26 protein-coding genes and 1 tRNA gene are annotated in these 21,280 nt (G+C 68.8%); 16 read left to right on the top strand and 11 right to left on the bottom strand.

Annotated elements, in window-relative coordinates:
- From D7006_RS19345 to D7006_RS19285, 13 genes are read left to right on the top strand one after another with little or no spacing between them, the layout of a single operon-like run.
- Positions 1-600: a hypothetical protein gene (locus tag D7006_RS19345; RefSeq protein ID WP_237354197.1), complete on the top strand. Its 600-nt coding sequence runs from the start codon at positions 1-3 to the stop codon at positions 598-600.
- Complete coding sequence (locus D7006_RS25445; RefSeq protein WP_371744966.1) at positions 597-1,514, top strand: DUF2312 domain-containing protein; 918 nt, start codon at positions 597-599, stop codon at positions 1,512-1,514. The genes D7006_RS19345 and D7006_RS25445 overlap by 4 nt, the downstream gene beginning before the upstream one ends.
- A complete protein-coding gene (locus tag D7006_RS19335; protein ID WP_237354196.1) occupies positions 1,511-2,446 on the top strand; it encodes an ATP-binding protein in 936 nt (311 codons plus the stop codon). Before D7006_RS25445 ends, D7006_RS19335 begins: the two co-directional genes overlap by 4 nt.
- Entirely contained in the window at positions 2,443-3,621 is a 1,179-nt protein-coding gene (gene dnaN / locus D7006_RS19330; RefSeq protein ID WP_237354195.1) for a DNA polymerase III subunit beta, read from the top strand. Before D7006_RS19335 ends, dnaN begins: the two co-directional genes overlap by 4 nt.
- Positions 3,622-3,624: 3 nt before the next feature.
- Positions 3,625-4,245 (top strand): DUF1643 domain-containing protein, encoded by a 621-nt coding sequence (locus D7006_RS19325; RefSeq protein ID WP_237354194.1) that lies wholly within the window; start codon positions 3,625-3,627, stop codon positions 4,243-4,245.
- A gap of 3 nt (positions 4,246-4,248) precedes the next feature.
- Positions 4,249-4,674 (top strand): single-stranded DNA-binding protein, encoded by a 426-nt coding sequence (gene ssb / locus D7006_RS19320; RefSeq protein WP_237354193.1) that lies wholly within the window; start codon positions 4,249-4,251, stop codon positions 4,672-4,674.
- A gap of 8 nt (positions 4,675-4,682) precedes the next feature.
- Positions 4,683-4,829 carry a hypothetical protein gene (locus tag D7006_RS19315; RefSeq protein ID WP_237354192.1) on the top strand — a complete coding sequence of 49 codons (147 nt, stop codon included), beginning with the start codon at positions 4,683-4,685 and terminating at the stop codon, positions 4,827-4,829.
- Complete coding sequence (locus D7006_RS19310) at positions 4,826-5,008, top strand: hypothetical protein (RefSeq protein WP_237354191.1); 183 nt, start codon at positions 4,826-4,828, stop codon at positions 5,006-5,008. The genes D7006_RS19315 and D7006_RS19310 overlap by 4 nt, the downstream gene beginning before the upstream one ends.
- On the top strand, positions 5,001-5,222 hold the full coding sequence (locus D7006_RS19305) for a hypothetical protein (RefSeq protein WP_237354190.1): 222 nt from the start codon (positions 5,001-5,003) through the stop codon (positions 5,220-5,222). Before D7006_RS19310 ends, D7006_RS19305 begins: the two co-directional genes overlap by 8 nt.
- The gene (locus D7006_RS19300; RefSeq protein ID WP_237354189.1) at positions 5,215-6,189 is read left to right on the top strand and encodes a DUF5131 family protein; all 975 of its coding nucleotides are present in this window, start codon (positions 5,215-5,217) and stop codon (positions 6,187-6,189) included. The genes D7006_RS19305 and D7006_RS19300 overlap by 8 nt, the downstream gene beginning before the upstream one ends.
- Positions 6,186-6,488 carry a hypothetical protein gene (locus D7006_RS19295; RefSeq protein WP_237354188.1) on the top strand — a complete coding sequence of 101 codons (303 nt, stop codon included), beginning with the start codon at positions 6,186-6,188 and terminating at the stop codon, positions 6,486-6,488. Before D7006_RS19300 ends, D7006_RS19295 begins: the two co-directional genes overlap by 4 nt.
- Complete coding sequence (locus D7006_RS19290; RefSeq protein WP_237354187.1) at positions 6,475-6,723, top strand: hypothetical protein; 249 nt, start codon at positions 6,475-6,477, stop codon at positions 6,721-6,723. Before D7006_RS19295 ends, D7006_RS19290 begins: the two co-directional genes overlap by 14 nt.
- A 9-nt stretch (positions 6,724-6,732) precedes the next feature.
- Positions 6,733-7,827 carry a tyrosine-type recombinase/integrase gene (locus D7006_RS19285; protein WP_237354186.1) on the top strand — a complete coding sequence of 365 codons (1,095 nt, stop codon included), beginning with the start codon at positions 6,733-6,735 and terminating at the stop codon, positions 7,825-7,827.
- 57 nt (positions 7,828-7,884) lie between these two features.
- On the opposite strand, the gene D7006_RS19280 is transcribed toward D7006_RS19285, so the two are convergent.
- Positions 7,885-7,960: transfer RNA gene (locus tag D7006_RS19280), tRNA-Glu, on the bottom strand.
- A 44-nt stretch (positions 7,961-8,004) separates the two neighbouring features.
- Complete coding sequence (locus D7006_RS19275) at positions 8,005-8,703, bottom strand: YggS family pyridoxal phosphate-dependent enzyme (RefSeq protein ID WP_237354185.1); 699 nt, start codon at positions 8,701-8,703, stop codon at positions 8,005-8,007.
- A gap of 136 nt (positions 8,704-8,839) precedes the next feature.
- On the opposite strand from D7006_RS19275, the gene D7006_RS19270 reads away from it, so the two are divergent.
- Positions 8,840-10,468 (top strand): diguanylate cyclase, encoded by a 1,629-nt coding sequence (locus D7006_RS19270; protein WP_237354184.1) that lies wholly within the window; start codon positions 8,840-8,842, stop codon positions 10,466-10,468.
- Between the two features lie 27 nt (positions 10,469-10,495).
- On the opposite strand, the gene D7006_RS19265 is transcribed toward D7006_RS19270, so the two are convergent.
- From D7006_RS19265 to D7006_RS19250, 4 genes are all read right to left on the bottom strand, one after another.
- Complete coding sequence (locus tag D7006_RS19265; protein ID WP_237354183.1) at positions 10,496-11,353, bottom strand: C40 family peptidase; 858 nt, start codon at positions 11,351-11,353, stop codon at positions 10,496-10,498.
- A 16-nt stretch (positions 11,354-11,369) separates the two neighbouring features.
- Positions 11,370-12,737: a M17 family metallopeptidase gene (locus tag D7006_RS19260; RefSeq protein ID WP_237354182.1), complete on the bottom strand. Its 1,368-nt coding sequence runs from the start codon at positions 12,735-12,737 to the stop codon at positions 11,370-11,372.
- A 136-nt stretch (positions 12,738-12,873) separates the two neighbouring features.
- On the bottom strand, positions 12,874-13,359 hold the full coding sequence (locus D7006_RS19255) for a prepilin peptidase (RefSeq protein WP_229646273.1): 486 nt from the start codon (positions 13,357-13,359) through the stop codon (positions 12,874-12,876).
- A 13-nt stretch (positions 13,360-13,372) separates the two neighbouring features.
- Positions 13,373-13,537, bottom strand: a complete 165-nt coding sequence (locus D7006_RS19250) for a Flp family type IVb pilin (RefSeq protein ID WP_081762738.1) — start codon at positions 13,535-13,537, stop codon at positions 13,373-13,375.
- Positions 13,538-13,788: 251 nt separating this feature from the next.
- Here D7006_RS19250 and D7006_RS19245 point away from each other — a divergent pair, with 251 nt between their 5' ends.
- Positions 13,789-14,745: a pirin family protein gene (locus tag D7006_RS19245; RefSeq protein WP_237354181.1), complete on the top strand. Its 957-nt coding sequence runs from the start codon at positions 13,789-13,791 to the stop codon at positions 14,743-14,745.
- 17 nt (positions 14,746-14,762) lie between these two features.
- Here the strand turns inward: D7006_RS19245 and D7006_RS19240 are convergent, their stop codons facing one another.
- Both D7006_RS19240 and treS read right to left on the bottom strand, forming a co-directional pair.
- On the bottom strand, positions 14,763-15,152 hold the full coding sequence (locus D7006_RS19240; RefSeq protein WP_237354180.1) for a hypothetical protein: 390 nt from the start codon (positions 15,150-15,152) through the stop codon (positions 14,763-14,765).
- 63 nt (positions 15,153-15,215) lie between these two features.
- Positions 15,216-18,419 carry a maltose alpha-D-glucosyltransferase gene (gene treS / locus D7006_RS19235; RefSeq protein WP_237354179.1) on the bottom strand — a complete coding sequence of 1,068 codons (3,204 nt, stop codon included), beginning with the start codon at positions 18,417-18,419 and terminating at the stop codon, positions 15,216-15,218.
- A 567-nt stretch (positions 18,420-18,986) separates the two neighbouring features.
- On the opposite strand from treS, the gene D7006_RS19230 reads away from it, so the two are divergent.
- A complete protein-coding gene (locus D7006_RS19230) occupies positions 18,987-19,229 on the top strand; it encodes a hypothetical protein (RefSeq protein WP_169123817.1) in 243 nt (80 codons plus the stop codon).
- Between the two features lie 57 nt (positions 19,230-19,286).
- On the opposite strand, the gene ppk2 is transcribed toward D7006_RS19230, so the two are convergent.
- The 3 genes from ppk2 to D7006_RS19215 form a co-directional block, all read right to left on the bottom strand.
- Positions 19,287-20,153: a polyphosphate kinase 2 gene (gene ppk2 / locus D7006_RS19225; protein ID WP_237354178.1), complete on the bottom strand. Its 867-nt coding sequence runs from the start codon at positions 20,151-20,153 to the stop codon at positions 19,287-19,289.
- 41 nt (positions 20,154-20,194) lie between these two features.
- Complete coding sequence (locus D7006_RS19220) at positions 20,195-20,677, bottom strand: hypothetical protein (protein ID WP_169123819.1); 483 nt, start codon at positions 20,675-20,677, stop codon at positions 20,195-20,197.
- Positions 20,678-20,903: 226 nt separating this feature from the next.
- Entirely contained in the window at positions 20,904-21,143 is a 240-nt protein-coding gene (locus D7006_RS19215) for a hypothetical protein (RefSeq protein ID WP_169123820.1), read from the bottom strand.
- Between the last annotated feature and the right edge of the window lie 137 nt (positions 21,144-21,280).

Genomic DNA, 21,280 nt, shown 5'->3' with positions numbered 1-21,280 from the left:
ATGGCCCAACGCGCGCCCGCGGCGCCCACCCGCGACATCTTCGTGACTACCGCGTCCGGCCGCAGCTGGCGCCTGCTGGACCCGAGCCCCGCGGACGTGGACTTCCGCGACATCGCGGCCCACCTCGCCCGGCTGTGCCGCTTCGTCGGTGCCGGGCACACCTTCTATTCGGTCGCCCAGCATTCGGTGCTGGTTGCGTCGCAGTTGCCCCCGAACATGCGGCTCTACGGCCTGCTGCACGACGCGCACGAGGCCTATCTCGGCGACATCTCCTCGCCCCTCAAGGAAGCGCTCGCCGTGTTGAACGGGCGCGAGGTGCTCGCCAGCATTGTCGAGATGCACGACGCGGCCATCCATGCCGCCGCCGGCCTGCCGTGGCCGCCGCCCCGCGAGGTGGCCGAGGCCCTGCGCGCGGCCGACTTCCGCGCCTTCATCACCGAGTGGCGGGATCTGATGCCGCGCGATGTGTTCACCCCGCCGCGGGGGCGCAACCTGCCCATGGGCACCCGCATTCGCGCGCTGCCGTGGCCGAAGGCCGAGGAGGCCTTCGTCTCCGAGCTGCGCCTCCACCTTCCCGCCAGCCTCAGGAGCGTCGCATGAGCGTCGTGAACAAGGCGCGCCTCCTCTCCTACATCGAGCGCGTTGAGCGCTTGGAGGAAGAGAAGAAGGCCATCGCCGACGACATCAAGGATGTGAAGGCGGAGGCGAAATCCGCCGGCTTCGACGTGAAGATGATCACGAAGATGATCGCCTTGCGTCGACTCACTCCCGCCGAGCGCAGGCTGGAGAAGGAACTCACCGAGATCTATGAGGCCGCGTGCGGCCTCCTCGATGGCACACCGCTGGGCGACGCCGCCCGCGAGCGCCTCATGAAGGAGGAGCCCAACGCCGAGCCGGCGCCCGAACCTCCGGCCCACGCCGAGGAGGTCATGCGCACCGTCGAAGAAGCCCGCGAAGAGGGCGGCGAAGCGTTCCGCGCCGGCGTGCGCATCATCGACAACCCCTATACGGCCGGCGATCCCCGCCGCGCCGCGTGGGACGAAGGCTTCTGCGCGGCCTCCGGCTCGGACGGCATGGACATTCCCGCAGCATGGCGCCGCAAGGCGAAGAAGCCCGCCAAGGGCGACAGGCGGGACGATGACGGCGGCGTGTCGGCCGAAGCGCCCGCATCCGCGAGCGACGTGGACCCCGACCAGGAGGGCCTGCCCTTCGACGATCCGCAAGAGCGGGGCGCAGAAGACAAGAGCGACGAGGGCGGGGACGACTGGCCGCTTCCGCCGCCCGGCGAGCCTGCGTCCGATGCCCCGTGGAAGGACCCCTATGCGCCGTCCGCCGCGCAGCCGGAAGGGGACGCCGCCGAACGGCTGGACGATCTGGTGAAGCGCACCAGGCGCAAGCAGGCGGAGACGGCCGCGACCAAGGAAGCCGCAAAGCGCGGGCCGAAGAGCGCGACCAAGCGAGGCGCCAAGGCACCCGCTAAGCCCCGCAAGAGCAACGCGGAGGGTCAGCCGTGAGCGAGCCCGCCCGCACCCGCAAGCCGGATATTTCCGCCGGCCTCGATCAGGTGGAAAAGTTCGCCACCATCCTGCTGCCTCGCGATGCCGAGGAGCCGATCCTCGCGCCCGGCCCGCGCTACGCCATTTATGAATGGCTCACCGAGATCCGGGCACGCCCGGATCTGGAAAGCGTCGGCCTCAAGCCGCGCTCCACAGCGCTCCTTTATGGCCCGCCGGGCACCGGCAAGACGACGCTCGCGCATCATCTCGCTGCACGGCTCGGTCTACCTCTGGTCACGGTCCAGGCTGACCGCATGACATCCAAGTACATGAATGAAAGCGCGAACAACATCGGCCAGTTGTTCGACGCAATCGACAAGATCAAGAATGGGTGCGTGCTCTTCCTTGACGAGTTCGATTCGCTCGGCAGCAAGAGGTCTAGTAGCGAGCATGGGACCGATAAGGATCGGAACCTGACGCTCACCACCCTCCTGACGCGGGTGGAGGGCTTCGAGGGAATTCTGCTCGCGGCGACCAACCGCAAAGAAGATCTCGACACGGCTATGTGGCGCCGCTTCGGGATGCAGATCTCGGTCGATCTGCCGGGCAGCGAGGAGCGTTATGCCATCCTGAAGCGCTATTCGCTGCCGTTCGAGTTCCCGGACGACGCACTGGATACGCTTGCCGACCTGACCGCTGGCGCCTCTCCGGCTCTCCTGCGGCAGATGATGGAAGGCCTGAAGCGCTCGATCGTGCTCGCGCCCCGCCTCAAGAAGCCGATTGACGATGTGGTCGAGGTTTTCCGGGGCCTCGTGGCTACCACGGTTCCCCACCCCGATGTTCCGCAGCCGCACCTCTGGAAGAAGTTCGATGCATGCGCGGCTGATCTGCGGACGATTCCGTGGCCGCCCGAGCGCGCTCCCGCTGAGAAGAAGGGAGGCGCGAAATGACGCCGCGCGTCCTCGCTTCCGGCAAGCTCAAGGCCACCATCCCGGCCAAAGCCCTCGCCGCCGCGCTGCAGAGCGCCGCCGCCATCGTGCCCGCCCGCAACACCATCCCCATCCTCTCCAACATGCTGGTGGAGACGCGCAAGGCGCCGGGCGGGGAAGGGCATCTGGTGGTCACCTCCACGGATCTGGACCTGTCCGTCACCCTCACCGTGCCGGCCGAGGTGGAAGAGGATGCCGCCATCACGGCGCCGGCGCAGATCCTCTCCGACGCGCTGAAGAAAGCGCCGAAGGATGCCACGGCCACCCTCGCCGAGAAGGGCACGGACCTGGTGGTGAAATACGGCCGCGCCCGCTTCAAGCTGCAGACGCTGCCGGCGTCGGACTTCCCCACCCTCGGCACGCCGCTGGCGCCCATCCCCCAGGTCGAGAGCGGCAAGACGAGCTTCGCCCTCGCCGCCGACGCCTTCATCGGCCTGCTGGATGCCGTCGAGATGGCGATCTCCAGCGAGGAGACCCGCTATTACCTCTGCGGCGTCTACCTGCACCGCAAGGGCGACAAGCTTCGCGCCGTGGCCACCAACGGCCACGTCCTGTCGCTGCGCGACGTGGACGCGCCTGATGGCACCGAGGGCATGCTCGGCGTCATCCTGCCGCGCACGCTGGTGAAGACGGCGCGCAGCCTGTGGGGCCAGTCCAAGGAAGAGCTGGCGATCAGCGTGGACAAGTCCCGCATCTCCATCGCCGGCGGCGGCATCGCCCTGACCAGCAAGCTCATCGACGGCACCTTCCCGGACTATCTGCGGGTCGTGCCCGGGGAGGGCGCCTCGGGCTTCAAGGTGCCGCCGTCCGCGTTCGCCGATGCCATCGAGCGGGTGATGATCATGGCGGACGGCAAGGCCCGATCCGTCAAGCTCGCCATGGAAGGCGGCGCCCTGTCCCTCTCCGCGCGCGGCGAAGGCGCCAACGCCGCCGCCGAGGCCCTCGATGGCGCCGAGGCCGATGCCATCGCTGACGGCTACGCCATCGGCTTCAACGCCCGCTACGCCCTCGATGCCCTGCGCTCGCTCCCCGGCGACGCTGTCGAGGTGCGCATGTCCTCCCCCGGCGATCCCATGCTGTGGCGCAACCCGGCCGAGGCCGGCGCCCTGTGGGTCGTCATGCCTCTGAGGGTTTGAACGATGGAGTACATCAGCGCCGGCGCCGAAGTCTCCCCTTGTGGAACCTATCGCTATCGCTTGTGGCGCGAGTGGCGGAACCACCCTGCGCCAGCGCAGTGGGATATGTGGACCAACGACGACGGGACACCAGTCGTTGACGGCGCGGGCCACCAGCTGGGCGAGCCGAAGTGTTGTGTGTTCATCATGCTTAACCCCTCTACAGCGGATGGCGAGCAGGATGATCCGACGATCCGCCGCTGTGTCGGGTTTGCGAGGGCGTGGGGGTTTGACCGGCTGGAGGTGCTCAACCTCTTTGCTTATCGGGCAACGGAGCCCAGGCAATTGCTGGCGCTCACCCACGATCAAGATCCTGTCGGCGAGCACAACAGCCGCGCATTCCAGAGCGTGCTGTCCCCAAGCCGGACCCTCGGGACAATCGTCTGCGCTTGGGGCGCCCACGGTGCCCACCTCGGCCAGGACGAGACGGCGCTCGGCTGGCTTGGAAGCCGCTTGCGCTTTGCCCTCGGCCTGACAAAGGCCGGCCACCCGAAACATCCGCTGTACGTCAAAGGCGATGCCGCCCTTGTGGAGTTTCGCCCTGCCGGTCGCAGCCGCCACCAACCCTATCTTCAGGAGGCCTGACCCATGGCCGGCGTCAACAAAGTGATCCTCGTGGGCCACCTCGGCAAAGACCCGAGGATAGCCCGCACCCAGGCCGGCGGTCGCATCGCCAGCTTCTCTGTCGCCACCTCCGAGAGCTGGCGCGACAAGGCCACCGGCGAGCGCCGGGAGGAAACCGAGTGGCACCAGGTGGTCGTCTACAACGATCGCCTGGTGGAGGTGGTCGAGAAGTTCCTCAAGAAGGGCTCGAAGGTCTACGTCGAGGGCAAGAACGCCACCCGCAAGTGGACCGACAAAGCGGGCATAGACCGCTATGTCACCGAGGTGGTCCTCAAGCCCTTCCGTGGCGAGCTGACCCTCCTCGATTCCACCGAGCGCGCGCCCGCTCCCGACGAAGGCAGCTACGGGGCCGCTCCGGCCGGCCCCGACGATGAAATCCCGTTCGGGTGAGGCGCGCCATGGGCGACTTAGACATCATCATCACCGGGCTGTGGAAGCTCTGCGCCATCGCCCTCCTGACCAGCGCGGCGGGCGTCTTCATCGTGGCCGCCCTCGGCATCTGGACCGCCGTCGCCGAGATCGCCGGCGCCATGGTGCTGCCATGACAGACCCCGTCACCATCGGCTTGATGGTCCTCTCCTTCCTTGTCGGCTACGCGGTCGGCCGCATCGAGGCCGTGGGCGATCTGGAGAAGCAATTCCAGGCCGGCTTCCTCGCCGGCGAGCGCGCCACGCGTGCCGAGATCATCCGCGCCGCCCGACCCGAGGGAGGCGCCCATGGGTGATCTTATGACCAGATCCGAGATGGAAGCCGGGCTCGCGGCGGGGCGGCGGCTCATTCAGGAAGAATGGGCGGACCCGCAGGAGATCGCCGACGTGGACGCCCTCGTCGCTGAAGGCAAGGCCGCCGCCACCCCATGGGAATGGCGCGACGGCTTCCAGTGCCAGCGCCGCATTGTCACCTGCGCTGCCCGGCCCGAGGGAAGCACCCATGGCTGACAAATCCGCCATCGAGTGGACCGACGCCACGTGGAATCCCATCGTCGGCTGCTCGCTCGTCTCGCCCGGCTGCACGAATTGCTATGCCATGCGCATGGCGGCGCGCCTCGAGGCCATGGGGCAGGCCGCCTATGCAGGCACCACCAAGCCCAGCGCCGCCGGGCCCGTATGGACGGGCAAGGTCTCCCTGCACCGCCCGGCGCTGTTCAAGCCGCTGGACTGGAAGAAGCCGCGCTCCATCTTCGTGAATTCCATGTCGGACCTGTTCCACCCGGCGGTGCGGGTTGAAGACATCCTCCACGTGTTCACGGTGATGGCCATCGCGCACCAGCACGACTTCCAGATCCTCACCAAGCGCAACGACCGCATGCGCAGATTTATTCGGCAGCCGGACTTGCTCGCGCAAATCTATGCCAATTGGTACAGTTTCAGCGGTGGCGCGCGCGAAGTCCATGGGTGGCCCTTACCCAACGTGCTGATTGGTGTTTCGGTGGAGGACCAGCGTCGGGCCGATGAGCGCCGGCGCGACCTGCGCAGCCTCGCCGAGCTCGGCTGGCGCACCTTCGTCAGCTATGAGCCCGCCCTCGGCCCGGTGGACTGGACCGGCTGGGAGTTCCTCTCCGGCCTCATCTCCGGCGGCGAGAGCGGCCCGAGAGCGCGGCCGACGCACCCCGATTGGCATCGCGCCGCCCGCGACTTCTGCGCCGCGCACGGCATCCCCTACTTCTTCAAGCAGTGGGGCGCGTGGGAAGTCGCCGTCGACCGGGACAATGAAGATCCGGACTGGCGGGCCGGCTACGCCCGCAAGTTCGATGACAGCAAGCCCGACATCGCCTGGCTGAACCTCGCCGGCGGACGGGGCTTCCACGGCGAGCGCTTCCACGTGATGCGACGCGTCGGCAAGGCCCGCGCCGGCCGCCTCCTCGATGGCCGCGAGCACAACGATCTCCCCCGGAGGGCCCCATGACCCCCTTCGATCGCGCCTTTTCCATCGTCACCGAATACGAGGCCGCCGGCGAGACCAGCGCCGCGCGCATGCTCCTGCTCACACGCATCGAGGATATCGCCGCAGCCGCGTGGCGCGCCCGTCAAGCGGCCGAGGCCGAACGGCTCCGACTGCTGCAGGACTTCTGCGTCACCGACTTGGACGGGCATCTAGATCCCCACACCATGGAGGAAGACGAGGCCGCTATCGTCGATGAGTGGGCGCAGGTGGTGGCCGCGCTGGACGCGGTGCTCGTGGGAGACAACGATGCCCCGGCATGAAGCGATCCCATGGACGCCGCGCGGCCTCAACCGCGAGGAGGCGGCCTATTACATCGGCGTCGGCACCACCAAATTCGACGAGATGGTGCGCGACGGCCGCATGCCACGCGGCAAGCGCGTGGACGGCCGCGTCATATGGGACCGGGTGCAGCTCGACATGCACTTCTCCGAGCTGGACAACCACCGACCCAACGCCATCGACGAAGCCTTGCAGGGCCGTCGCGCTGCGCGGTAGCGTTGCGGCATGAGCGAGCGCCACCCAAACGCCGGCCCGTACAAGGATCGCCACGGCCGCACCCGCTGGCGCTTCCGCCGCGGCGGCAAGACGATCCAGTTGCCCGGCGAGCCCGGGGATGCTGCGTTCGAGGCCGCTTATCTCGCTGCCGTCGAAGGGCGCCCGGCGCCGGCCAAGCCGAAGGGGGCCGTCACCCGACTGCCTTCTGCCGCCATTCCCCGCTCGCTGCGGGCGGCTTGGAAAATGGTGCCGAAGAGCCTCCCGGAGTGGTCCCGGCTTGAGACGGAGACGAAGGAGCGGCAATCCCGCATCGCCGAACTCTTCCTAGCCAGCAAGGTTTCGAAAGAGGCCGATCTGCTGTGGGGCGACGTGCTGGTGTCCGATCTTCGTCGGCGCCACCTGAAAGGCATCATCGCCGAAATGGCCGACCGCCCCCACGCGGCGCGTCACCTGCTGGTGGTGATCCGCCGCATGATCCTCGTGGCGCTTGATGAAGAGTGGATCGACACCGATCCGTCCTACAAGCTCAAGCATAGGCCGGACTATGTGGGCTGGAAGGCGTGGCCCGATGCCGCCCGCCAGCAGTTCGAGACGCGCTGGCCCATCGGTACCACGCCCCGCCTCGCCTATGCGCTGGCCCTCTGGCTGGGCAACCGGCGGGGAGACGTCGTGTCGCTCACGCCGGGCGCCATCGAGGGCGACAGCATCCGCCTGGTGCAGGGCAAGACGGGGCGCCCTCTGGTGCTCGACATCACGCCCATGCTGCGCGAGGTGCTGGATGCCACGGACCTGTCCGGCCCGACCATCCTCAAGACAGCTTTCGGCGAGCCCTTTTCGGCCAAGTCGCTCACCGGCCGCATGGCCGACTGGGCCAAGTCCGCCGGCCTGCCGCCGGGCTACACGCTGCACGGCCTGCGCAAGACGCTCGGCAAGATGCTGGCGGAAGGCGGCGCTACCACGCGCCAGATCATGGACACCCTCGGCCATACGGACATTCAACACGCCGAACTCTACTCGCGCGAGGCCGAGCAGGAGCACCTCGCGCGCGACGGCATGCGCGCCGTGGTCAAGCTGGTGTCGGGGGGCAAGAAACGGGGTGGCTAACCCACTGGCTAACCGAGTTGGCTAACCCGGTCATAAGCTATTGATTTTATTGCGCTTTGGCGCTCCCAAGGGGACTCGAACCCCTGTTTTCGCCGTGAGAGGGCGACGTCCTAGACCGCTAGACGATGGGAGCATCTCGCGAGGAGGAGGGCTCTATAGCGGCGAATGCGGGGGACTTCAAGCCTCCTTCGGGCTCGGGCGGTGGCCGAAGATGGCGCTGCCGATGCGCACGTGTGTGGCGCCCTGGCGGATGGCGGCGGAAAAGTCGGCGCTCATGCCCATGGAAAGGCCTGAAAGGCCATTGCGGGCGGCGATTTCAGCGAGCAAGGCGAAGTGCGGATCCGGCACGTCCTCGGCCGGTGGAATGCACATGAGGCCGGCGATCTCCAGCCTGTGGATATCCCGGCACTGGGCGATGAAGGCGTCGGCCTCCTCGGGCAGCACGCCCGCCTTCTGCGGTTCGGCACCGGTGTTGATCTGCACGAAGAGCCGCGGCCGGCGCTCCTGCCGGGCCATCTCCTCGGCCAAGGCGGCGGCGATCTTCGGCCGGTCGACCGTGTGGACTACGTCGAACAGGGCCACCGCCTCCCGCGCTTTGTTGGACTGGAGCGGGCCGATCAGGTGAAGCTCCACATCAGGGTAGCGCTGCCTGAGGCCGGGCCATTTGTCGCGTGCCTCCTGCACCCGGTTCTCGCCGAACACCCTCTGGCCGGCCTGGAGCACGGGAAGGATGTCCTCGGCCGGGAAAGTCTTGGAGACGGCGACCAGCGTCACCTCATCGGTCGAACGGCCGGATTCCGCGCAGCTTTCGGCAATGTCGCGCCGCACAGCCGCCAGCTGTGCCGCACTTCCGGGCGCCATTCCGCCGTCGTTCATGCTGCTGCTCCCGCCTTTGCCCGGGCTCTGCGCCCGCCGACGAGGACATGAACCGATCTCCCTTTCCAATCAAGAAGCAGGTAGAAGGAGGATGCGGCTCGGCTGAAGCTCACGAGCGGCAGGGGGGCTGGCCGGGATGGTCGAGCGTAACGGGGGAGACGGCGCGGCCGCGCGCGGGCGGCGTTCGAGCCTGCGCCTGCGCGTCCTGTTCCTGGTCTGCCTCGTGGCCGTGCCCCTGTCGGTGGAACGGATGCTTGCACTCGTGGCCGAGCGGCAGGAGCAGGTCTCCGCCCTCGAGGAGGATGTGCGCAACTTCGCCCGCAGCGCCAAGCTCGCCCAGATGGAAGGCATCTCGCGGTCATTGACCGCGCTCGACGTGCTCTCCCGCATGGCGGACCGCCTGCTGGAGGATCCCGCCGCCTGCAATCGTCAGCTGTCCCGGCTCGCCGATGAGGTGGCCGGCATCCAGGGCGCCTTCATTGCGGATGCGGCCGGACTGGTGCGCTGTGCCCACGCGCCCCTCGCGCTCGGCGTGAACATTTCCGAGCGGGATTATTTCCGCGATGCTGTCGCGACCGACGGTATGGTGATGACCGAGATGTTCGTCTCGCGGGTCAGCGGGCGCAACTCGGTGTTCCTGCTGCGGGCCGAACACGGTCCCCGCGGTGCGCTGCGCGCCGTGGTCGGCGTGGTGATGGATCTGCAATGGCTGTCTCGCACCGCGGCAGGCACCGCCGTGGAACTCGGTGTGGTGGTGGATCTCATCGGCGAGAACGGCACGGTGCTCGTGCGCTATCCCACGATGCCGGACATCGTGGAGCACAGCTTTCCCGATCATCCGCTCACACGCGCGGTGGCGGCGGAGGAGTCCGGCATCGTCCGGGTGCCGGACTATGACGGGAAGGAGCGCATCTTCGCCTTCGAGGGCTTCGGCCACCTGCCCATCAGTATCGCCGTGGGCATCGAGACCGCCAAGGCGGTCGGCCCCATCGACAGCAAGGTGCGCTCGACGGCGCTGGCCTATTTCATCGCGCTGGCCTGCTTCCTGCTGCTCGCCTGGGTTGCCGAGGAGCGGATCGTGATCGCGCCCATCGCCCGCCTCACGCGGGCCGTCGCGGCGGTGGGGCGCGGCGAGGCCGACCATGTGAACGACATGGGCGTCGCGGAATTCTCGCCTCTGGTCAACGCCTTCAACGAGATGGCGCGGCGCCTCTCCCAGCGCAACAACGAGCTGCGGACCATGAACGGGCGCCTCGCCTCGCTGGCGCGGACCGATGGGCTCACCGGCCTCGCCAACCGCCGAACCTTCGACGTGCAGTTCTCGCAGGACTGGGTGCGGGCGCGTGGCGAGGGTGTGCCGCTCACGCTGGTGATGCTGGACGTCGACCACTTCAAGGCCTTCAACGACACACGCGGCCACCTCCAGGGAGACGAGGCGCTGAGGGCGGTCGCGCGGATGCTGGCGGCGGCGGCGGCCGGCACCTCCAATCTTGTGGCGCGCTATGGCGGCGAGGAATTCGTGGTGCTCATGTCGGGCGCCGACGTTGGCGCCGGCGTCGCCTTCGCGGAGGACGTGCGGCGCCTCCTCGCCGAAATCGCCCTCGAGCATCCCGCCGCGCCGCGCCGTCGGGTGACGGCGAGCTTCGGTGTCGCCTCGGTGGTGCCGACGGCGGAGGGCAGCCCGGACGCCCTCATCGCCGCGGCTGATGCCGCGCTCTATGAGGCGAAGCGCGCCGGCCGCGACCGGGTGATCGCCCACAGCTGACGCGCGGATGGCGGACGTGGGAGCCCTTTAGCCCGGCCGGCGGATGGTCCTGAGGTTGAGCCCCGCGGCCTTGATGCGCTCCAGCGCACCGGCGAGCGGCTCGCGCGCCACCGCCATGTGGAAGGCGTTCGCATGGAGCAGCGTCTCGCCATCCTCGGCGATGCCCACGTGTCCCGGCCAGAACAGGAGGTCGCCGCGCTTGACGGGCGCATTGAGCGGGATCGCCGTGCCGATGGCCTTTTCCTGCATGTCGCTGTCGCGCGGCGCGCGGACGCCGGTGGCGGCGAGAGCGGTCTGCACCAGTCCCGAGCAGTCGATGCCGAGGCTGGAGCGCCCGCCCCACAGGTAGGGCACGCCGAGGAAGCGGGCGGCGACGGCGACGAAATCGCCCTCGCGCTCGTCCGCGGGCACCACATGGACGGCCGGCAGGCAGCCGTCCGTCGTCAGGGCGAAGCCACCCGAGATGGAGCGCACCACCACGCGGCTGCCGAACACCAGCGCGTCGCGGGGCGGCAGCTTGATATCCGGCCCCGGAAACCGGAAGGTCCGCAGCGCGGACACCTTGTGGGCGGGCGCGGAACCCTCCGGGGCAAGGGCTTCGGCGGGCATGTAGCCCACGTAATTGTCCGCCTCCAGCTGCACCCAGGCCCAGCCTTCCGCATCTTCCTCGAACAGGCGCACCCGCTCGCCGAACAGTGCCTCGGTTTCAAGCGGGGCGTCGCTGGAAGGGCGGCGGCGCAGGGGCGCGACGGGCACGGCCACGCGCCGCATCTCGCCGTCCACGAAGCGGGGCACGTCCACCAGCCCCTTGAGGCTCGTGGCGGCGAGGTCGGCGCGGGCCGGGGTCAGCCGGGCATCGAGGCCCGGGGGCAAAGAGAAGGCCATGTCTCAGCCCCTCTCCTCAGCCGAACCGCTCGGCGATGAGCGCGTCCAGCGCCCGGATGGTCTGCGCCTCGCCGCCCTCGGGCCGGCCCGGCCGGCTGCTGGGGTTCCAGGCGAACAGGTCGAGGTGGAGATGGGAGCGGGCCTGCTCGACGAACTTGGCGAGGAACAAAGCTGCGGTGATGGCGCCGGCAAAGCCGCCGGAGGAGACATTGTTGATGTCGGCCACCTTCGAATCGAGCATGCCCGCATAGGGCGCCCACAGGGGCAGGCGCCACAGCGGGTCGGCCTCCACCATGGCGTGGCGGGAGAGGTCGGCGGCGAAATCCTCGTCGTCGGTGAAGGCGGCCGGCAGCTGCGGGCCGAGGGCGACGCGGGCGGCGCCGGTGAGGGTGGCGAAATCGACCACGATGTCCGGCGCCTCCTCATCCGCGAGGGCGAGGGCATCGGCCAGCACCAGCCGCCCCTCGGCGTCGGTATTGCCGATCTCCACCGAAATGCCCTTGCGGCTGCGCAGCACGTCGCCGGGGCGGAAGGCGGCGCCGGAGACGGAATTCTCCACCGCTGGGATCAGCACGCGCAGGTTCACCTTCGCGCCGCGCGACAACAGCATGTGGGCGAGGCCCAGGGCATTGGCGGCGCCGCCCATGTCCTTCTTCATCAGCAGCATGGCCGAGGAGGGCTTCAGATCGAGGCCGCCGGTGTCGAAGCACACGCCCTTGCCCACCAGCGTCACCTTCGGGTGGCCGGGATCGCCGGCGCGGATCTCGATGAGGCGCGGGGCGCGGGCGGCGGCTAGGCCCACCACATGGATCAATGGGAAGTTCTGCGTCAGCAGCGCATCGCCGACGATGGAGCGGAAGCGCGCGCCATGGCGGGCAGCAAGGCTGCGGGCCGCATCCTCCAGCTCCGCCGGGCCGAGATCGTTGGCCGGGGTGTTGACGAGATCGCGGGTGAGCGACACCGCCTCCACCGTTCGGCGGAGCTGGGCGGCGTCTACCCCTTCCGGCACGACGAGCTGCACCTTGGGGGTCTTGGCGCTGCGGTAGGCCGAGAAGCGGTAGGTGCCCAGCGCGAAGGCAAGGGCGGCGAGGCGGGGGCTCGGCACCTCGCCCTCCAGCCGCCAGATGCCCTCGGGGAGCAGGCCGGGCAGGGCGCCTGTGGCGAAGGCATCCGCCTTGGGCGCGGGGGCGATGCCGAACAGGGCGCCGGCCAGCCCGCCATCGGCGTTCGGGAGCAGCAGCAGCTTGCCGGCGGCGCCGGAGAAGCCTGCCGCCTCGGCGAAGCGGCGCGCGGCCTCGGGAATGGGCGCGGCGGCGAACGTGTCCTTGGTGACGCACCAGACGGGCAGGCTGACGGCGGACGACGGGGCAAAGCAATCGATCATCAACGGAACTCCTCGCGCCGCGCCGGGGGGACAGACAATGGTTCCGCCATCCGGCGCCGCGCAGACGGCGCATGGTGGTCCGCGCCGCGATCGCCCGCAAGATACCCCGCCGCGCCGCCGCCCAAGGCGGAGCCGGTCAGGGATGCAGCAGGCTGGACAGGGGATGGATGAGGAGGCCGGCGCCCGCCAGCGCCACGCCATAGGGCAGGCTGGTGCGGTGCCGGTCGGGCAGTTCTGCGCCGGCCGGGCCCGCGAGGCGATGGCGCGCGGCGGCGGCGATGCCGAGCAGGGCGCCGATGGTTCCGGTGGCGAGCACGAACAGGGGCAGGTGCAGCGGGTCCACCCACAGCACGATGGCGCCGGCCAGCTTGGCGTCGCCCGCGCCGATGATGTCCTCCGCGAACAGGGAGAAGCCGAGCGCCGTGACGGCGCCGGCGGCGGCGAGACGGAAGGGCAGATCGGGGACCGGCATGAGTTGGGTGACCGCCGCGAAGGCGACGATCAGGCAGACGACCACGACATTGGGGATGATCCGACGGGCGAGGTCCGCGCCGATCGACGCGCACAGCAGTGCCGGATAGAGGCCGAGCAGCAGAAGCTCGGCGATCCTGATGTGGCCCATCCCCATCGCGCGGTCAGTTCCCGGCGGCGGCCGAGGAGGCCTGAAGCCGGGCGAAGGTGGAGGCGATCTGCACCAGCACCGTGACGATGGCGATGGAGAGGCCGGCGGCGATGAGGCCGTATTCGAGGGCGGTGGAGCCGTCCTCTTCCTTGATGAAGCGCGAGAACAGAAGCTTCATGGCTCAGATCCGGTCAAAGGCGGCGAGAGACCGCCGCAACGGCGGGCCGCAACTTGGATGCCGCGGCGGGGATGCCGTGGCAGAGCCGACGCTAGGGCGGGCCCCTTGCGGGGAAGTAAAAAACGGCGGCCGGGGACGTCCGCGGCGGGTGCTGGCTGCTTGAAAGGTTAACGGTTCCGCTCGCGCGCCTTTGACGCGGGGGTGCCGGATCGCCCTTTGACGGCGGCGCCGGAGGCCGGCAAGCTCCCGCGATGAGCTTCTCCCCGACCCCCGATCCCGTCCCCGGCGATGCCGCGAGTTGCGCAGCCGTCGAGACCGTCATCGTCCCCCGCGCCCACGACATCGGCGGCATGGAGGTGGCCCGCGTGCTGCCGTCCGTCCAGGGCCAGATGATCGGCCCCTTCATCTTCTTTGACCGGATGGGGCCGGTGCGATTCACGGCAGCGCAGGCGCAGGACGTTCGCCCGCACCCGCACATCGGCCTCGCCACCGTGACCTATCTGTTCGAAGGTAGCATGATCCACCGCGACAGCCTCGGCTCCGAGCGGGTGATCGAGCCGGGCGCGGTGAATTTGATGACCGCCGGGCGCGGTATCGTCCATTCCGAGCGGCACGACGCCTCCGTGAAGGCGCGCGGTGGGCCGCTGTTCGGCATCCAGAGCTGGATCGCGCTACCGAAGGCGCTGGAGGAGAGCAGCCCGGACTTCCTCCATGCGGACAGCGAGGCGCTGCCGGTGGTGGCGGATGGCGGGGTGCGGGCGCGGGTGATTCTGGGCAGCGCCTTCGGGGCGACGTCGCCCGTCGCGCTCGCCTCGCCGGCGACCTATGTGGAAATCCAGCTGGCTGCGGGCGCGCATGTGCCAGTTGATCCCACCCACGAGGACCGTGCGCTGTTCACGCTGGAGGGCGAGGTGGAGGTGGACGGCACCGCCTTTCCACCCGGCCAGATGCTGGTGATCCGGCGCGGCGTCGCCACCTCCGTCCGGGCGCGGACCCCGGCGCGGCTGATGCTGGTGGGTGGCGAGCCGCTGGAGGGGCCGCGCTACATCTGGTGGAATTTCGTGTCGTCGAGCCTTGATCGGCTCGAGGCCGCCAAGGCGGCATGGCGGGAGGGGCGGTTCGACCTGATCCCCATGGACCACGACGAATTCATTCCCGCCCCCGAGGACGGGGCCGGCCGCCCCCGTCCCCAGAGCCCCCGGGGCTGACCGGCCGGGCTACACGCCTACTTCTTGCCCGGTTGCAAAAGAGTCGGCGTGTCGCTGGCAGGGAAGGTCTCCTCCAGCGCCGCGTCGAGCCGCTCGGAGATGTGGCTCTTTTGCCGCGCGCTCTCGTCCGGGGCGTCCGCCACCGCCGCCGGATCGCTCTCGGGCTTGGACGCGCGGGTCAGGGAGGGCGGGTCGCTGGCAGGAAAGGAATCCTCCAGTGCCTCGTCCAGCTCGTCGGAGACGCGCTCCTTTTCGCGCGCGGCCGCATCCCGCGGCTCGCCGTCCGCCTTCGGGGCTCGGGTGACGGACGGGGGATCGCTGGCGGGGAAGGACTCCTCCAGCGCCTCGTCCAGGCGCTGGTCGAGCGTGGCGGTGCGGGGGGCTGCGGTGGAGTCAGTGGGGTTCATGGCATGGATCTCCTCTGCACCATCAACGAACGGCAGAGCCGCCCGTTCCCCATCGGCATCTGCTCACGCATCAAGCGGCGCCTCCTGCCGCGCGAGCCGCGCGGCGACGCGCTCAAGGCCGGCAGCGATTTCCCGGCGCTCGCCTGGGCGCAGGTCCGTTCCCCTCTGCAGACGGCGCGCGAGGGCTCCCATGAGGAAAAGATCGAGCAACGGCCGGCCTCGGCCGCCGTCCGGCGCCCCCTCCGCATAGGCGGCGAGCACCGCGCGCTCGGCGCGGGAGCGGAAGGCGGAGAGCAGTTCCGCCCGCAGTTCAGACGCGTCGCGGGCGACGCCAGCCTCGCCGGCTGTGATGCGCGCCAGGGTGTGCTCCAAGGAGGCGAGCAACTCGGCGACATCGCGCCAGCCGTTCGCCCGCTCGCCCTGAGCGCCGGTGATGACCGCATCGCTGCCGGACACCAGCAGATGGTCGAGGTCGAAACGGCCGTGGGTGCGGATCACCGGCACGTCCGTGCCGGCGAGCAGGCCGGCGATGCGCTCCCGCATTTGTGCCCCGAGCCAATCCCCATCGACGCCGACAAGCGCATCCGGCGCCGCCCGCACGGCGTCCATAGCCTCGCGAAGCCAGCCGTCGATCTCCTCGGCGGTGGCAACGCCCGGCGCGAAGGCCGGATCGGGGGAGGGGGCCGACAGCACGGAATGGAATTCCGCAAGACGCCGGGCGCTGCCCCGGAGCAGCCGGAGCACGCCGGCCACCTCTTCCTCGAAATGCCGGTGGCCGTCTTCCGGCACGGCTGCGGCATCCAGCGCACGCTGCACCTGCGCCATGGTCCAGCCGGCGGCATTGCCCTGGTTGCGCACGAAGCCATAGGCGAGCGCCACCTGAGCCGATCCGCCTTCCGGCCGGGTGCGGGTGATGGCGCCGATCAGCGGCGGTGTGTGGGGGAAGTCGAGGGCGGTGAGGTGGCGCGCCATCTCCATCTCGCCGGTGCGGCCGAATTCCATATGCCGGAACAGCTTCACCGCCACCTTGTCGGTGACGACGAGGCTCGCCGCCGGCTCGTCCGCGTCGGCGAGTTCGCACAGCGCGCCGCGCTCCACGTCCATCCCGGCGAGCCGGTCGGTGGGCGAGAACACCAGCGCGCCGCCATTCGGCAGGGGCACGGGCTCGGCTTGCCGCAGCGCGCGCAGCACGCCGGCCGGAAGCCCGTCCAGCACCATGGCATCGGTGAGGAAGCCGACGCGCCGGCCCTGCCGCACGCGGGTGAGGGCCAGTTGCTCTGCGATGGCGGGCGGATGCTGGTCCTCCCACGCCACGCAGAAGGACATGAGGAAGCGCTCGGTGCGCCCGGCGAGATCGGCCTCGATCTCCGCCATGGCCACCTCCCGCTCGGTGCCGGGCAGGCGCATGACCCAGCCGATGCGCACTGCGCCGATATCCTTGGCCGTGCCGGGAAACCAGCGCCGCCGCGCCAGATATTGCGGCAGCGCCTCGGTCTCGATCACCGTGCGGTGGGCGTCGGAGAGGGCGCCCATCAGCCCGTCGCGGACCACGAGGGTGGCGAATTCCGGCAGCATCTCCGGCGCCGGATCGCGCCAGGCGGGCTCGGCCGCCGTGGTGGAGAGGCGGAAGGCATAGAAGCCGTAGGGCGGCAGGGTGAGCACGAGGGGGGCGCGGTCCAGCGCCGGCAGACTGGTGCCGCTCACCAAGTCCACCGGCACCCGCCGCTCGAACTCGGCAAGGTCCAGCTCCACCCCCTGCAGGGTGTGGGCGAGGTTGGCGACGCACAGCACCGCCTCGCCTTCAAATTCGCGCAGATAGGCGAGGATGCGCCGGTTGCGCGGGAAGACCAGGCGGAATGTGCCGCGCCCGAATGCCGGCTGCTCCTTGCGCACGGCGAGGAAGCGGCGCGTCCAGTTCAGCATGGAATGGGCGTCGCGCATCTGCGCTTCCACATTCACCGCCGGGAAACCGTAGAGCGGATCCTGGATCACCGGCAGCACCAGCTTTTCCGGGTCAGCCTTGGAGAAGCCGCCGTTGCGGTCGGGCGACCACTGCATGGGCGTACGCACGCCGTCGCGGTCGCCGAGATGGATGTTGTCACCCATGCCGATCTCGTCGCCGTAATAGATCACCGGCGTTCCGGGCAAGGTGAGCAGCAATGAGTTCATCAGCTCGATGCGTCGCCGGTCCCGCTCCAGCAAAGGCGCGAGGCGGCGGCGGATGCCGAGATTGATGCGGGCGCGCCGGTCGGAAGCGTAGATGCTCCACAGATAGTCCCGCTCGGAGTCGGTGACGGTCTCCAGCGTCAGCTCGTCGTGGTTGCGCAGGAAGATGGCCCACTGGCAGGTCGGCGGAATTTCCGGCGTCTGGCGCAGGATGTCGGTGACCGGGAAGCGGTCCTCCTTGGCGATGGCCATGTACATGCGCGGCATCAGCGGGAAGTGGAACGCCATGTGGCATTCATCGGCGTTTGGGCCGAAATATTGCTGGGTGTCCTCCGGCCAGAGATTGGCCTCGGCGAGCAGCATCCGGCCCTTGTAGTGCGCGTCGAGGTGGGCGCGGATCTTCTTCAGGATGGCGTGGGTCTCGGGCAGGTTGGCGCAGTCGGTGCCCTCGCGCTCCACGAGATAGGGCACGGCGTCGAGCCGCAGGCCGTCCACGCCCATGTCCAGCCAGAAGCGCATGACGGAAAGGACGCGCTCCAGCACCTCCGGATTGTCGAAGTTGAGGTCCGGCTGGTGGGCGTAGAAGCGGTGCCAGTAGAACTGGCCGGCCACCTCATCCCAGCTCCAGTTGGATTTCTCCACGTCGCAGAAGACGATGGGCACGCCCGGATAGCCCTTGTCGTCGTCGGCCCAGACATAGAGGTTGCGCTCGGGGCTGCCCCTCGGGGCGTGCCGCGCCGCCTGGAACCAGGGGTGCTGGTCGGACGTGTGGTTGATCACCAGCTCGGTGATGACGCGCAGCCCGCGCGCGTGGGCCTCGGCGATGAAGCGCCGCGCCTCGTCCATGGTGCCGTAATCCGGCGACACGCCCTCATAGAGCGCAATGTCATAGCCGTCGTCGCGCCGCGGCGAGGGATAGAAGGGCAGGAGCCACACGGCCGTAGCGCCGAGGTCGGCGATATAGTCGAGCTTGGAGATCAGACCGCGGAAGTCGCCGATGCCGTCGTCATTGGCGTCGAAGAACGACTTCACATGCAGCTGGTAGACGATGGCGTCCTTGTACCACAGGGGGTTGTCGCCAGCGGTGACGGGCTCAGGCATGGCCGAGGCTCCCGGTTCCGGAGGACTTTGGGCCGCGCAGGGCGGCCGGGGCGGACGAGGTCGGGGCGGGGCAGAAAGGCACGGTGCTCCCTTGAACCGTCGTGGAGGGACAGTCGGCGCGACCCGGCCGGCGCATCGCATCTGCGGCGGAAGCACCGGGCGAGTGGCCACGCTTGCCTAACGCGGCTGGAGCGTGGCGGTTCCGGTCTGTCAGGGAGAGTTCAGGGGAGAATTGGGGCAGCCGGACGGCATGCGGGGGAATGCCGTCCGGCTGGCGCGTCAGTTTGCCGTGGCAATATCGGCGCCCGTCCTGTTTCGCGCGGATGGGCGGCACCGGCATCCCGAAAATGAAGGATGGCGGGCGAGAATTTTTTTAAAAGAAGATGGAACTTTCGTCCCCCAACCGCGTTTCGACGGTCGTGTGGGCTCAGAAGAGCCTGCCCCCGCTCCGGTCATGCGTCGCGCGTTTTCCGCTCTCCCCAATATGCGGGAGGCGCGAAACGCCGTTGGCCGGCAGAACCTGACGCGAAGCCCCTGAAGCCCCACAGCCGACACGGAGGACCGCCCATGTTCGATGCCGCCCGCCACCCGCTCAAAATCTGCATCGATGGCTCTTGCATCGTTCTGCGTTCGCTGGACGACGCCATCGGTTTCGTGCGCTCCCATCCCGTGGGAGAGCATGCCGAGATGCTGGTGGACCAGATGGAGGCCGCCCGCCTGCCCGAGCTTCAGCGCCGGGCCTGGGTGGCGTTCGAGACCTTCGCCGACGCCATGCGCCTGTCTCCAGACGCGCAGCGCCGGATGATGTGATCGGATGGTGCGCGGCCGCACGCCCCTGCGGCCGCGGCTTTCGCCGCTGCTGGCGGCTCAGAACCGCTCCGGCACGCGGTGGCGGGCATAGTCCGCCTCCACGTAGGTCGGGTCCTTCTGGCGCTTGGGCAGCTTGACCTTCTCCCGCGGCACGTCCTCGTAGGGAATGCGGGAGAGGAGGTGGGAGATGATGTTGAGTCGCGCCCGCTTCTTGTCGTCGGAGAAGGCCACGAACCACGGCGCCCACATGGTGTCGGAGGCCTCGAACATGGCGTCCCGGGCGCGGGAGTAGTCGTACCAGCGCGCGTAGGATTCCAGGTCCATCGGCGAGAGCTTCCAGATCTTGCGCGGATCGTCGATGCGGCTCTCCATCCGCCGGGTCTGTTCCTCCTCGGATACCTCAAGCCAGTATTTCAGGAGCAGCACGCCTGATTCGACGATGGATTGCTCCACGTAGGGCACGCTTTCCAGAAACTTCTTGGACTGGTCCTCGGTGCAGAAGCCCATCACCCGGTCGACGCCCGCCCGGTTGTACCAGGAGCGGTCGAAGATGGTGATCTCGCCGCCCGCCGGCAGGTGCGGCACGTAGCGCTGGATGAACATCTGCGATTTCTCGCGGTCCGTGGGCGGCGGCAGGGCTACCACGCGGAAGATGCGCGGGCTCACCCGCTCCAGGATGGCCTTGATGACGCCGCCCTTGCCGGCGCCGTCGCGGCCCTCGAAGACGATGCAGATCTTCGCGCCCGTGTGCTTCACCCAGAGCTGGAGCTTCACCAGCTCGGCATGCAGGTGCTTCAGCTCCGCCTCATATTCCTTGCGGGAGAGCGGGGCGGCGGGGCTGGCGGCCTCATGGCCGAAGGCGACCGCGGCGATCGCCCTCTTTTGATCGTTCTTCTTGTGCTTTTTCTTCTGCTTGTGCGCCATTGCGGCGTCCTCCCTTGAAACCGCGCCGATAGGACGGCGGGTCAGGCCCAGCTCAGGAAGAAGCCCACGTCGCCGGGCATCCCGTTCGGCCAGTCGACGATCATGGCCTTGAGCTTGTAGTGGCCCTGCCGGAGGTAGTCCCGCCACAGTTCGTAGGCCTGGCGCGGGCGGCCGGTAAGCGTATCGGGCCAGCCTTCCTCCGCATTGTTGATGGCGCGGCCCTTGTCGGTGCACAGCACGTTGGGGAAGCGCATGACCATGATCTCCGTCTCGCCGCGCTGGGCGGCAAGGCGCATCTTGGTCAGGAGGCTCTGCGAGATCTCGTGCAGCGTATCGGGCGTGAGGTCCAGGGGCTGAGAGAGCGTCTTGATCAGCTCCTCGCGGGCCCTGTCGGCCACGTCCATGGCCGAGATTTCCTTGGACAGCTTGGCCTTCTCGATCTCCATCATGTACGAGCGCAGGTCATCCGCGCTCATGAAGCTCTCGTCGCCCAGCGTCGTATTCTGCTGTGCTGCCTGGGACATGGGTCGCCTCCGTTGGGAACTGCCGTCTTCGCGCAGTTTCTCCACGAGCCAAGCGGCGTCGTTGTCCGATATCAACTCTTTCCGGCTGAGCTTGCGTTCACAGCTTGCGGAGCGCGGGCGGTGGCGCGCCCGGCAAACAAAAAGGCCGGCGCCGGAGAGCTGGCGCCGGCCTCTCGTTTCGACCCGGAGGTCGAACCTGGAGGATGCAGTGTTTGAAAGGGCGCGCTCAGAGCGTCGCGAAGACGGAAGCCGGGATGCGGAAGAAGCCGCGGCCGTTGGCGAAGGTCCGGTAATAGGACGAGGCGTTGGCATAGAGATGCTCGAACCAAGCCTTGCCGCTCTGGCCTTCGGGCAGACGGTCGATGGTGAAGATGTCGGCATTAGGCGCGAAACGGACGTGGATCAGCACGTCGTCGGTGGCGGACACTTCGGCGGCGGGGACGATGGGCTGGGCAAGGGCGTTCATCACATGGTCTCCTCTGGAAGGGATCAAGAAAATCGCTGCAGGCACCTTCCCGAAGGCCTGCCCTGAAACGCCGGACATGCCCCGATGCCGCTGCCGGAGGAACCGCCGGGCTGCGTCCCGCAACCCGGCCGGCCCCG

It is taken from the genome of Xanthobacter sp. YC-JY1 (genome assembly GCF_021730305.1).
Lineage (GTDB): Bacteria > Pseudomonadota > Alphaproteobacteria > Rhizobiales > Xanthobacteraceae > Xanthobacter > Xanthobacter flavus.
Note: the sequence above shows the minus strand (reverse complement) of the source record. Positions and strands in the feature narration are given on the sequence as shown.